Here is a 12,262-nt window from a genome sequence, read left to right on the forward strand (position 1 = left end):
AACCAGGAGCGGCACTGATGGACCTGCGCCAACTGCGGTACTTCCTGGCCGTGGCGCAGACCGGCCACATGACCCGCGCGGCCGAAGCACTGGGCATGGCCCAGCCCCCGCTGAGCCAGCAGATCAAGGGCCTGGAGACCCAGATCGGCCTGCCCCTGTTCAAACGCCATGCCAAAGGTGTGACGCTGACCGAGGCAGGGCGCACCCTGCAGGCCGATGCCACCCGGCTGCTGCACGATTTTGATGCCCTGCAAAGCCGCATGCAGCTGCTGGCCGAGGGCAAGACCGGGCGGCTGGACATTGCCTTCACCAGCTCGGCCGCTGCGCACGAGTTCACGCCCTATGCGCTGCGCGAATGCCGCGCGCGCCACCCCGGCCTGGCGCTGGACATTGGCGAAGCCAACGCCGCCGAAATCACCGAGGCCGTGGCCCAGGGCCGCCTGCACTGCGGCCTGCTGCGCGTGCCGGTAGACCGCCCCCCCGGCCTGGTGTTCGACACCCTGCAGCACGAGCCCGCCATGGTCGCCCTACCGATTGACCACCCCTTGGCGCTGCGCCAGCGGCGCGGCCAGCCCACCCCCGTGCGCCTGGCCGATCTGCAGGACGAGCCCTTGATCCTGGTGCGCCGCACGGGGGCACCCGGCCTGTACGCCAACCTGCTGGCCCTGTGCGCCGCCCAGGGCGTGCAGCCCCGCGTGGTGGCCGAGGTGCCGCGCATGCTCACCAACCTGAACCTGGTGGCCGCAGGCACGGGGGTTTCGGTCGTGCCATCGTCCATGCTGGGCGTGCACCGCCACGCCATCGCCTACCGCCCGCTGGACGTGGGCAGCCAGCTCGATGTGCCCCTGACCCTGGTGTACCGCGCCGAAGACAACGTGGGCGCCACGGCCACCTTCACCCGGCTGCTCAACACCCTGGCCTCGCACAGCCCAACCCCACCCACCAAAGGCACGCCACCACCCCACTGAGCGGCCAATGACCAGATCGCCAAACGGCCAAAAAATGCACACGCCCGGCATGTAACCATTGGCAACCTGGGTGTTACAGGCAGTCAACGCAGGCAAACTCCCATCCATCTGTTTTTATTCAACCCAGCGGCCGCGCGAGGAGCGCCACGCCGCCCACCACCATGACACACCAACCATCACGCATCGCACGCATGTCTCGCTGGATCAGCGCCGCCTTCCTGGGCACCGCATTGCTCACCGGTGCGGCCTGGGCTGGCACCGCCGAGGGCGTGCGCGCCTACGAAAAGGGCCAGTTCACCCAGGCCCTGAAAGAACTGCAGCCAGCCGCCCAGGCGGGCGACGCCGAAGCCCAATTCCACCTGGGCCTGATGTATGACTTTGGCCGCGCTGTGCCAGTAGACCATGTCAAGGCCGCAGCCCTGTACCGCAAGGCCGCAGACCAGGGCCACGCGGATGCGCAATACCACCTGGCCGTGTCTTACGACGACGGCGAGGGCGTGCCGCAAGACTACAAACAGGCCGTCTTCTGGTACACCAAGGCCGCCAACCAAGGGCTGGCCAAGGCCCAGTACAACCTGGGCGTCTCATACGACAAGGGTGAAGGCGTGGCCAAAGACCACAAGATCGCCGCGCAGTGGTACCGCAAGGCCGCAGACCAGGGCGACTCTGACGCCCAATACAACCTGGGCGTGGCCTACGACGACGGCGAAGGCGTCGAACAAGACCACAAGCAGGCCGTAACCTGGTACCGCAAAGCCGCAGCACAAGGCCACTCGCGCGCGCAATTCAACCTGGCCGTGTCTTACGACGACGGCGAGGGCGTGGCCCAGGACAAGAAGCAGGCCGTGCACTGGTACACCAAGGCCGCCGAGCAAGGCGATGCCGATGCGCAGCAAAACCTGTCGGTCATGTACGCCAAGGGCGAAGGCGTGCCCCGCGACGCCGCCAAGTCCCGCTACTGGGCCCGCAAGGCCCGCGAATCACGGGCGCGGGACGAGAATTGATGTGACTTGATGAACCTAGAGGCCTCGTATGAGGCCTTTTTTATGGGTGGCTGGAGTGGTCGAGCCGCACAGCCAGGACAGCCGTGCATTTCCAAGATCGCCGCACCTTTCGCAGCGAACGAATGAACCCATTGGCAGACGCATACATGGGGAGGGACATTCTGTGCACCAAAGCGGCATTGCACAGCCAACCCTCGGCGGGCATTCGTTTGCAGTCCGGCTGCTTCACGGTCTGCAATGTGTCCGTGACCCGCACCGTCAGCCTGCTCCCCCTGGCCATACTGAAGATTTTTCCTCGCGAGTAGTTTGCGGCTCTGCTAGCATCACGCCAGCGATCTTCATATGAAGCAAGCCGTAAGCGTTTACGTCAATCAACGCGCCACTTCTGCCGGCCCATGCCGGGGTTGATCTCTTTGCCCACGCAAAGAAGGCGCCTTGTTTGACCGGCTTATGGAGCACTTATGAACTCTCAGAAATCGCAATCCTTATTTGGCATCCGCAAGCTTCCTCCCCAATATGCAGGCATCGTCATGCCGCTGATTCTCTCGGTGCTTATGACTTGCGTGGTGTCATTGATAAGCACACTTAAAAGTATCGGTTGGGGGACTACGTTCTTCAACGTATGGCCTGGTGCTTGGATGCTTTCGTGGCTCGTCGCATTCCCGGTCCTATTGCTAGTCCTCCCTATCGTCCGCAAGCTTACCGCTGCAGTCGTTAGAACCCCCTGACGGGGCGGTAAAAACTAACGCCACCAAGGGCTGCGGCTCTTGGTGGCGTTACTTGCGTGTCCGGTACCGGTGCACTACTCACCTTGGGTATTGAGCATTCTTTTGGGAGCCTCGCCACTCATTGCACGGGGCCAGCAATGCCGCCCAAACAGGAGGAAGCCTCACCAGCAGAGAGGCCTGGGCTTGCCATCAAACCAGGCCCCTCCGATCACCCCGCCGCCACAGCCGCAGGCCGCGCCAAGCGTGCTGCCAGCCCCACCCCCACAAACGCCGCAGACACCACGCTCAGCGCCAGCGTAGCGGCAGAGCCGAAGAAGATGCCCGAGGTCATGCCGTGGTCCAGCATGGCGCCGAACACGGGGGCGGACAGGCAAAAGCCCAGGTCCAGGCCCGAGTACACGGTGCCGTAGACACGGCCGGTGGCTCCAGGAGGGGCGGCGCGTTTGATGAGCATGTCGCGCGAGGGGCCGGCCAGGCCGGTGCCTAGGCCGGCAATGGAGGCCACTGCCAGTGCGGCGATGCCGGGCAACAGCCCTGTGCCCACCAGCGCCAGTAGCACGGCAGAGCCCAGCAGGCAGACCGAGATCACCTTCTCCAGCCGCTGCACGCGGCCCACCAGAAAGCCGCCCACCACCATGCCGCCAGCGCCACACAGCATGTAGCCGGTGACCACCATGGCCGTCAGGCTCAGTGGCAGGCCGTACATGGACTGCAGCGCGGGGCTGGCAAAACTTTGGATGGCGCTGAGCGCGCAGGTGCTCCAGAAGAAGAACGAGAAGCACAACCACACCGAGGGCAGCTTCAGAAAAGCCATGGGATGCTCGGGCTTGGCTGCCTGGGCGCCCGCGCCCTTGGCCTGGTGGGCCCATTCGCCCTTGCGGTCGTCCAGCGCTTCACGGTTGATGACCATGATGGTCAGCACCAGCAGTGCGAACACGGCACCGCTCAGGCTGGCCGTGCGCCACGAGCCGGTGGCCGTGGCAATGCCCGCCATGAACACTGGCGCCATGGCCCAGCCCAGGTTGCCGCTGATGCCGTGCACGGCAAACCCGTGGCCCAGGCGCTGGGGGACACACGCTTGTTCAAGATGGTGAAGTCCACCGGGTGGAAGGGCGCATTGCCCAGCCCGGCCAAGGCCGCCGCAACCACCAGCCCCACATAGCCCTGGGCCGTGCCCGCCACCAACCCTGCGGCGGCAAAGCTGGACAGTGCAAAGAACATGATGGGCCGAGCGCCGATGCGATCGACCAGGAAGCCCGACAGTGCCTGGCCCACGCCCGAGATGACGAAGAACACCGACACCAGCAGCCCCAGCTCGGAATAGCTGAAGCCGAACTCGGCAATGAGCCAGGGGAACAGCGGCGGCAGCAGCATGTGAAAGAAGTGCGAGCTGCCGTGGGCCAGCCCGACAAGGCCGATGGTGCGCGCGTCTTGCCGCAGCGGCACTGCGTTGGGGGAGGAGATGCCAGGAGATGCAGAAGTCATGGGGATTGATCTTAGGCAAGCCGGGCTCGGCAGGTTTACGATAGTCGGTCAACTTCTATCGCCAATATGCCAATGCCGTCCATGGAAGCCATTGCAGCCCCCGCATCCGCCGCGGCATCGCCAGTGACCGCTGCCTCCACAGGGGCCCCACGCGCCCGGCGCCCGGTGGCGTATGTCGATTCGCTGACCCCGCACCTGTTTGTGCCCACGGCCCAGCGCCCGGTGCGCGCCAAGGTGCGCCAGCTGCGGGCCGACACGCGGGTGATGCCGCACAGCCACCCGTGGGCGCAGGTGGCCATCTCCACCACCGGGGTGATCCAGCTCACGGTGGACCGGGGCACCTACATCGTGCCGCCATCGCGCGCGCTGTGGATACCGCCGGGCATGGAGCATGCCGTGACGATGGTGGAAGACGCCGAAATGCGCACGCTGTACTTTCACCAACCGCGCGGGCGCTGCGGCCCAGCGGCCTTGGGCGAGCGCACTGCGCCACACGGGCAGGCTGCGTGGCGCCAGTGTCGGGTGCTGGAAGCCTCAGACCTGCTGCGCGCCGTGGTGCGTGAGATGCCCACCACCCCTGACGATGGGGCCGCGCCCGATGCCGCCACGCTGCTGCGCGAGCGCCACCTGAGCGCCCTGCTGTGCGACGAACTGGCCCGCGCAGCCCCGGTGCGGCTGGGCGTGGACTTGCCGCACGACAAGCGCCTGCGCCAACTGTGTGAGGCGGTGCTGGCCGACCCCACCCGCCACACCACACTGGAAGCCTGGGCGCAAGACACCGGCGCCAGCCTGCGCACCGTGGCGCGGCTGTTTCGCACCGAGCTGGGCAGCACCTTCACCCAGTGGCGCCAGCAGGTGATCTTGGCCAAGGCAGTGTCGCTGGCCGCAGGCCGCATGCCCATGGGCCAGATTGCAGCGGAGCTGGGCTACAGCCCCAGCGCCTTCAGCGCGATGGTGCGCAAGTCGGTGGGGCAGCCGCCGGGGCAGTTTTTGGGGCAGCGGTAGCCAGGGCAGAGCTCAAACCGAAGGCGCTGGCAAAGGCCCTGGCGTGGCAAACAGAAAGCCCTGGCCCAGGTGGCAGCCCAGGGCGCACAGGGCGTCGGCCTGGGCCTGGGTTTCGATGCCTTCGGCCACCACGCTCAGGCCCAGCGAGCCCGCCAGCGCCACCACGGCGCGCACCACGGCGGCACTGGCGCTGCCCTGGTTGGCGAGGGGGGCTGTGAGGGGGGCGACAAAGCTGCGGTCGATCTTGAGCGTGAGCAGCGGAAAACGGTGCAGGTACCCCAACGACGAGTAGCCGGTGCCAAAGTCGTCCAGCGCCAGCGACATGCCGTGGCTGCGCAGCTCGTTGAGCAGGTCGCAGGTGCGCTCGGGGTCGTCGATGAGTGCGCCTTCGGTGATCTCCAGGCACAGGCGCGAGGGCGGCAGGCCCGCAGCTTTCAGCATGTCCAGTAGCTGCTGGCAAAAGTGCGGGTTGCGGAAGTGGCGCGGTGCCACGTTCAGGCCCAGGTAGCCGGTGAAGTCGGTCTGGGCGGCAATGGCCTGGCTGGCGGCGGCAAAAATCTGCCAGTCGATGGCTTCCATGCTGCCGCTGTCTTCGGCCACCTGCAAGAAGTCGGCCGGGGCCAGCAGGCCCTCGCTCGGGTGCTGCCAGCGCACCAGGGCTTCATAGCCCAGCACCTGCCCGTCCTTGAGCGACACGATGGGCTGGAAGTACGGCACAAACTGGTGCTGCTTGAGGGCCGACCACAGGGCGTTCTCGATGGTCAGCACGCGCAGGGCATCGCTGTGCAGGTGCGCGTCGTACAGCTCAAACCGGCGCCGACCATTGACCTTCGCGCGGTACATGGCGGTGTCGGCATTGCGCAGCAAATCGGTGGGGGTGGCCGCGGGCTGGTCGCACATCATGATGCCGATGCTGACGGACGCAAACAGCTGCTTGCCCTCCACCACCATGGGCTCGTCCAGCACCTGCAGCATGCGGCGCGCCAGGCGCATGGCGGCTTCCAGCGTTTGGGCGTCGCTCAACAGCACGGCGAACTCGTCGCCCCCCACGCGGGCGATCATGTCCGAGTCGCCCAGCGTGGCCAGCAGGCGCCGCCCAATTTCTTGCAGCACCGCGTCGCCCGCATGGTGACCCATGCTTTCGTTGATGAGCTTGAAACGGTCCACGTCCACAAACATCACCGCAAAGCGGCGGTGCCCATGGCGTTGCAGGCGTGCCTGCAGCCAGGTCAGGCGCTCCAGCAGATAGCTGCGGTTGGGCAGGCCGGTCAGGGCGTCGTGCAGCCCCTGGTGCTGCAGCTGGGCCTCGACCCGCTCGCGCACAGCAATCTGCTCTTGCAGCTCGCCCGTGCGCTCGGCCACCCGCTGCGCCAGCTCGGCATTGGCCCGCTGCAGCGATTCGGTGGTGCGCCGGCGCACCAGGCTGCTGGCGATCTGGTGCGAGACAAAGCTCAGCAGCAACCGGTCGCGGTCGGAATACGCCACGTCGGCCAGGTAGCTTTGCACGGCAATCACGCCCAGCGCCCGCCCATCGCACACCAGCGGCACGCCCAGCCAGGAGTTGGCACGCGGCCCGGCCGTCTGGAAGATGCCCTGGGCGATGAGTTCATCGGCCTCGGCCCGGCTCACCAGCAGCGGCTTGCGGGTGCGCAGCACGTATTCGGTCAGCCCCCGGCCCATGTGCCGGGTGATGCCTTTGCCGCCCTGCTCGTCCACGTAGTAGGGAAAGTGCAGCTGCTGCCCATCCTCCGACACCAGGGCGATGTAGCAGTTACGGGCGTTGATGAGGTCGCCCACGGTGTCATGCACGGCGCGGTAGAAATCGTCCATGCTGCCCATGTCGTTGGCGCGCTCGGCAATGCGGTAGAGGGCGGCCTGCAGCCGCTCGCCGCGCTGGCGGCGGGCCACCTCGGCCAGCAGGGCCTGGTTGGCCTGGGCCAGCTCGGCGGTGCCCGCCTGCACGGCCTGCTCCAGGGCCTGCTGGCTTTGCTTGCGCTGCACGGCGGTGAGCACGTGGCTGGCCACGAACTCCAGCAGCGCCTGCTCCTCCGGGCCATAGCGGTCGGGCTCGTCGTAGCTTTGCACCACCAGGGCGCCGCGCACGTGGCTGCCCTCGCGCAGGGGCACGCCCAGCCAGTCCTGCGCATTGGCGCCGCGCGCCCACAAGGGGCCGGGCACCTGCTGTGCCAGGGCCTGCATGGAGCCTCGCCGAGGCAGGCCGTCGCGCACCAGGTACCAGGTCAGGGCCTGGGCGTAGTCGGCCATGGCTATGCGCTGGCCGCTTTGGTGCAGGTCGGGGGTGGCTTCGTCCACCATGTAGATGAAGTCCAGGCTATCGCTGGCCTCGTCGTACAACGCCATGAACAGGTTGCGCGCGTACATGAGCGAGCCCACGATGGCATGCAACTGCTGCAGCATGTGGGGCATTTCCAGATCGGAGCTGGACAGCTCGGAGATGGCAAACAGGGCGCGCTGCAGGCGCTCGGCCTGTTCGGCCCGGTGTACTGCGGCACGCAGACGCTCCAGTTCGCTGGAGGTCTCCTCAGAGTCTGGAAGCGGGAAGCGCGTGTCGTTCATGGCGGGCGGTATCCGCACATTGTTGCCCAAGCCGAGGGGGCGGATTGGCAAACGGGCCCCTGGCCGCCCCGCAACACGGCACAACGTTGCGCTGGCGCACCAGTTTTACCCGCATGGCCAGGGCTTGCAGCCCATCGCCGCAAGCCTTGCGTCAGAGTTGTAAGAAACTGTTTTTATGGCGAACGGGATGCGCTCCTGGGCCCGGGCTCTGCTTCTCGCCTGGGCCAGACAGCGCAACCGGCGGGCAATGTGTCACACCTGGGGCTGGCATTCTGTGGCTGGGCTGCCCGGCCTGCGGCGGCCGTCCAGCGCCTCGGCCAGCCGGTACAGGGCACGCACCCGCCCCGGGGCAGAGGCCCCGTGCTGCGTTGGCGTGGGCACCACCTGCAGCAGCCCGGCCGACTGCAGTTGGGCGAAGGTGCGGTACACCGTGCTCAGACTCACCCGGGTGCCGCGCTCCAGCAGGCGCAGGTAGGCATCGTCCGCCCCGATGCTGGGCGCTGGCGCGGCCTGCACCACCTGCAGGATGGCGATGCGCGCCACGGTGGGCCGCTGCCCGGCCCGGCGCAGGAGTTGCAAGACGCTGTGCGACACCCGCATCACTCCGATGCCAGGGCGACCACCGGGTCCAGCGCGGCAGCGCGGCGGGCGGGCATGTAGCCAAACACCAGGCCCGTGGCCACGGCGCAAGCAAACGCCCCCGCCATGGCCGTGACCGAGAAGATGGCGGGCACACCCGCCACCATGAGGGCCGCCCCCACCAGCAGCCCCATGGCCACGCCCGAGCCCCCACCCACCAGCGTGACGAGCACCGCCTCGGTCAGGAACTGGCGCAGGATGTCGCCCTGGCGCGCACCCGTGGCCATGCGGATGCCGATTTCGCGCGTGCGTTCGCGCACAGTCATCAGCATCACGTTCATCACGCCAATGCCGCCCACCACCAGCGAGACGGCAGCGATGAGCCCCAGCATCAGCGTCATGGCGTTGCGCGTCTGCGCCTCGGCCTGCAGCTTGGCGGCGGGGTTGCCAATGGCAAAGTCCTCGCGCCCGTGGCGCTGCAGCAGCAAGGCGCGCATGGCCTGCTCGGCCGCCTGCACCTGGGCCACCGATGCGGCGGCCACCACGGTGTAGTCGGGCTGGGTCTGGGCACGGTACACGCGGGCGCGGCCCGCCTGGTAAGGAATGAACACCATGTCGTCGTAGTTCTGCGCGCCCGAGTCGGCTCCGCGCTCGGCCATCACGCCAATCACCTCGAACGGCGCGTTGCCGATGAGCAGGTGGCGGCCCAGCGGGCTGGGCGTGTCGGGGAAGAACTGCTCACTGGCCTTGTGCCCTAGCACCACCAGCGGAGCCATGTCGCGGTCTTCGGCCGCGGTGTAGTAACGGCCTTGGGCCACCTGCCAGTGGTGCACGCGGGGCATGTCTTCGCTGGCGGCAAACACGTACAGCTGGCGCTCCACGTTGGCATAGCGCACGGGCGTGGGGTCGCCAATGACAGGCATGACGGTGCCGATGTCGGGCAGCTGCGCCAGCGCCTCCAGGTCTTGCGCGGTGATCTCGCCCTGCGGCCCGCCCTCGCGCGGGTGGGTGGTGCCCAGGTACATGATGGTGGTGCCCATGGCGCCCATCTGCTCCACCACGCGCTGCTTGGCGCCCTCGCCCACCGCCATCATCACAATGACCGAAGCCACCCCGATGACGATGCCCAGCAGCGTGAGCGCCGTGCGCGTGCGGTGGATGCGCATGCCGCGCCATGCGCCTCGGGCGGCCTCGGCCAGCTCGGCCCACAGCGCGCCTGCTCTGGCGGATTCACTATTATTTTGATAGCTGCTAGCGCTTATTCCTTGGGCGCTAGAGGCCAATTTGTCTTCAAACCCCAGCACTGGGGCAGGCGCACCGCTGTCGGCCACGATCTGCCCGTCGCGGATTTCGATGACGCGGCGCGCCTGGGCAGCCACCTCGCGGTCGTGGGTGATGAGCACGATGGTGTGGCCTGCGTCGGCCAGCTCGTGCAGCAGCGCCATCACCTCGGCACCGCTGTGGGTGTCCAGCGCGCCCGTGGGCTCGTCGGCCAGGATGATGCGCCCGCCGTTCATCAGCGCCCGCGCAATCGACACGCGCTGCTGCTGCCCGCCCGAGAGCTGCGTGGGCCGCAGGTGCTGCTTGCCCGCCAGGCCCAGGCGGCTGAGCAGCGCACTGGCGCGCTGGGCCCGCTCGCTGCGTGGCAGGCCCGCGTACACGGCGGGCACCTCCACGTTTTCGCGGGCAGATTCAGAGCGGATGAGGTGGTAGCCCTGGAAGACAAAGCCAAACGCCTCGCGCCGCAGCCAGGCCAATGCGTCGGGGCCCAGGCCCGCCACGTCCTGCCCCTGAAAGAGGTACTGACCGCTGCTGGGCCGGTCCAGGCAGCCCAGCAGGTTCATGAGCGTGGACTTGCCCGAGCCCGACGCCCCCACAATGGCCACGAACTCGCCCGCGTGGATGCGCAGCGACACGCCGCGCAGCACCTCCACCTCGGGCTGCTCGCCCCCGCCGTAGCGGCGGCGCACGCCGCGCAGCTCGATCAGCGGGGCCGCACTGTGGGTGGCATCCACGGGCCCACTCACAGCTTGAACCTTTGCGGCCCGCTGCGCGCGGGGCGCTCGCCCGTCACCAGCCGCTCGCCCTCTTGCAGGCCGCTGCGCACCTCGGCCAGGTGGCGGTTCTTCACGGCCACCTGCACAGGGCGGGTTTCGATCTGCCCATCAGCGCGCAGCACGCGGGCACTGTGCGTGGGGCCGTCGGCTGTGGGCAATGCCCCAGCGGACGAGGCCTGTGCAGGCAAGGGCTGCAACGCCGCCAGCGGCACGGCCAGCACGCCCTGCGCCTGGGCGGTGATGAAGCTCGTCTGCGCGGTCATCTGCGGCATCAGCTCGCCGTCGGCGTTGTCCACATCAAACAGCACGGTGTATGAAACCGCCTTGCTCGCCGCCGCCTGTGCCCCTGCGCCGCCAGCGGCCTTGGCCTCGGGCGTGGGGGGGGCGGGCAGCAGCTGGCGCACGCGGCTGTGCCAGCGCCGGGCCGTGGCATCGGTCTGGCCACCCAGGGTGGTGAAGTACACCGGCATGCCCACCTTCAGGCGGCGGATGTCGGCCTCCGACACCTCGGTCCACACCGTCATGGTGGTCAGGTCGGCAATGCGCAGGATGTTGGGCGTCTGGTAGGTGGCGTTCAGCGTCTGCCCCTCGCGCGCCTCCAGCGCCACCACCGTGCCCGCCATGGGCGCGTAGATGCGGGTGTAGCCCAGCCGCGCCTCGTCGGCCTTCAGGCTGGCCTGGGTCTGCTCGATCTGGGCCTTGAGGTGGTCGATGCGCGCGGCGGCCGATGCCAGCGTAGCCTCAGCCCCTTGCAAGTCGTTGAGCGTGGTGGCGCCCAGCGGCTGCAGTGCCTGCTGGCGTGCGTGCTGGCGCTGGGCCAGCAGGTGCTGGGCCTGCTGCTCGGCCAGCTGGGCGCGCAGCCCGGCCAGCGCGGCGCGGGCGCCATCCACCGTGGCCTGCTGCACGCTGGGGTCAATCTCCACCAGCAACTGGCCCTTCTTCACCTCGGCCCCGGGCTGCACCAGCAGGCGCAGCACCTGGCCCGACACCTGTGCGCCTACGTCCACGTAACGCTGCGGCTGCAGCGTGCCAATGGCGGCCACGCTGGCTTCAATGTCGGCACGCGCCACGGGGGTGGTGTCGTACAGCACATCGGGCTGCTGCGCCCACCACGCAGCGGCGCTGCCCAGCACGGCGGCTGCGGCCAGCCCCAACGCGGCGCGGCGCACCCAGGGTCTGCTCGGTAAGCCCATGCCCATCAGCGCACCACCTCAAAGCTGAGCGTGGCGGTGTGGCGCACCTCCTCGTACTTGGTGCCATCCACCATGGCCGAGCCGTTGATGCGGGCCGAGACCTCCAGCACATACAGGCCTGCAAACGGCGTCTCCAGTTGCACGGTGCCATCGGCCGCCGGGGTGAGCGTGCGGCTCCAGCCCGCGCTGGTGTCCACGTTCACGCGCGTGGCGGCCACGGTCTGGCCCTTCCACACCAGCTTGAAGGTGTTGCCACCGGGGGTGGTGGGCACCAGCTCCAGCTCGTTATGGGCCTTGGTTTCCTGGCGGCCCAGCTTGGCCTGGTAGGAGGTGAGCACGCCATTGGCACTGGCGTGGCGCGCTTGCAGGCGCAGGTCGGGCAGCGCCACACCCACGCGGCCCTGGGGGCGTGGCACACGGATGGAGGCGGCCTGCACCGTGGCCTCCAGCGGCTGCGCATCGCCTTGCAGGGCGCGCACGGCTTGCAGCGGCGGCAGGCTGGGGGCGGGCTGCGCCACCGTGCCTGCCAGGGCTTGCGCGCCATCGGCATGGGGTTGCAGCCACAGGGCATCGGCCTGTGCTGCCAAGGGTGTCAGGCACACCCAGCCTGTCAGGCACCAAGCCGCTCGCGCGGCCACGGCGCGGGTGATCCAGTGGGTCATGGCA

General features: G+C 68.2%; 9 protein-coding genes and 1 pseudogene. 4 read left to right on the forward strand and 6 right to left on the reverse strand.

Features of this window, described 5'->3' with window-relative positions; translation table 11 throughout:
• The first annotated feature begins 17 nt into the window (after positions 1-17).
• The 3 genes from EAG14_RS21485 to EAG14_RS21500 all read left to right on the forward strand — a co-directional run bounded on the left by EAG14_RS21485 (position 18) and on the right by EAG14_RS21500 (position 2,700).
• A complete protein-coding gene (locus EAG14_RS21485) occupies positions 18-968 on the forward strand; it encodes a LysR family transcriptional regulator (protein WP_121730085.1) in 951 nt (316 codons plus the stop codon).
• A gap of 191 nt (positions 969-1,159) precedes the next feature.
• A complete protein-coding gene (locus EAG14_RS21490) occupies positions 1,160-1,972 on the forward strand; it encodes a tetratricopeptide repeat protein (protein ID WP_099742632.1) in 813 nt (270 codons plus the stop codon).
• A 530-nt stretch (positions 1,973-2,502) separates the two neighbouring features.
• Entirely contained in the window at positions 2,503-2,700 is a 198-nt protein-coding gene (locus EAG14_RS21500; RefSeq protein ID WP_371414433.1) for a DUF2798 domain-containing protein, read from the forward strand.
• 208 nt (positions 2,701-2,908) lie between these two features.
• Here EAG14_RS21500 and EAG14_RS21505 read toward each other — a convergent pair.
• Positions 2,909-4,185 (reverse strand): annotated as a pseudogene (locus EAG14_RS21505) (MFS transporter).
• Positions 4,186-4,251: 66 nt separating this feature from the next.
• On the opposite strand from EAG14_RS21505, the gene EAG14_RS21510 reads away from it, so the two are divergent.
• Positions 4,252-5,190, forward strand: a complete 939-nt coding sequence (locus EAG14_RS21510) for a helix-turn-helix domain-containing protein (RefSeq protein WP_121730089.1) — start codon at positions 4,252-4,254, stop codon at positions 5,188-5,190.
• Positions 5,191-5,202: 12 nt separating this feature from the next.
• On the opposite strand, the gene EAG14_RS21515 is transcribed toward EAG14_RS21510, so the two are convergent.
• The 5 genes from EAG14_RS21515 to EAG14_RS21535 form a co-directional block, all read right to left on the reverse strand.
• Positions 5,203-7,767: a GGDEF and EAL domain-containing protein gene (locus tag EAG14_RS21515; RefSeq protein WP_121730090.1), complete on the reverse strand. Its 2,565-nt coding sequence runs from the start codon at positions 7,765-7,767 to the stop codon at positions 5,203-5,205.
• Positions 7,768-8,019: 252 nt separating this feature from the next.
• Positions 8,020-8,361 carry a Fur family transcriptional regulator gene (locus EAG14_RS21520; RefSeq protein ID WP_162996059.1) on the reverse strand — a complete coding sequence of 114 codons (342 nt, stop codon included), beginning with the start codon at positions 8,359-8,361 and terminating at the stop codon, positions 8,020-8,022.
• A gap of 5 nt (positions 8,362-8,366) precedes the next feature.
• Positions 8,367-10,361, reverse strand: coding sequence for a MacB family efflux pump subunit (locus EAG14_RS21525; protein WP_121730092.1), 1,995 nt, complete (start codon positions 10,359-10,361; stop codon positions 8,367-8,369).
• Positions 10,362-10,369: 8 nt separating this feature from the next.
• The gene (locus EAG14_RS21530) at positions 10,370-11,596 is read right to left on the reverse strand and encodes an efflux RND transporter periplasmic adaptor subunit (protein ID WP_121730603.1); all 1,227 of its coding nucleotides are present in this window, start codon (positions 11,594-11,596) and stop codon (positions 10,370-10,372) included.
• 5 nt (positions 11,597-11,601) lie between these two features.
• Positions 11,602-12,258, reverse strand: coding sequence for a hypothetical protein (locus EAG14_RS21535; RefSeq protein ID WP_205603456.1), 657 nt, complete (start codon positions 12,256-12,258; stop codon positions 11,602-11,604).
• Positions 12,259-12,262: the final 4 nt, after the last annotated feature.

The sequence above is a fragment of the Acidovorax sp. 1608163 genome, assembly GCF_003669015.1.
Lineage (GTDB): Bacteria > Pseudomonadota > Gammaproteobacteria > Burkholderiales > Burkholderiaceae_C > Acidovorax.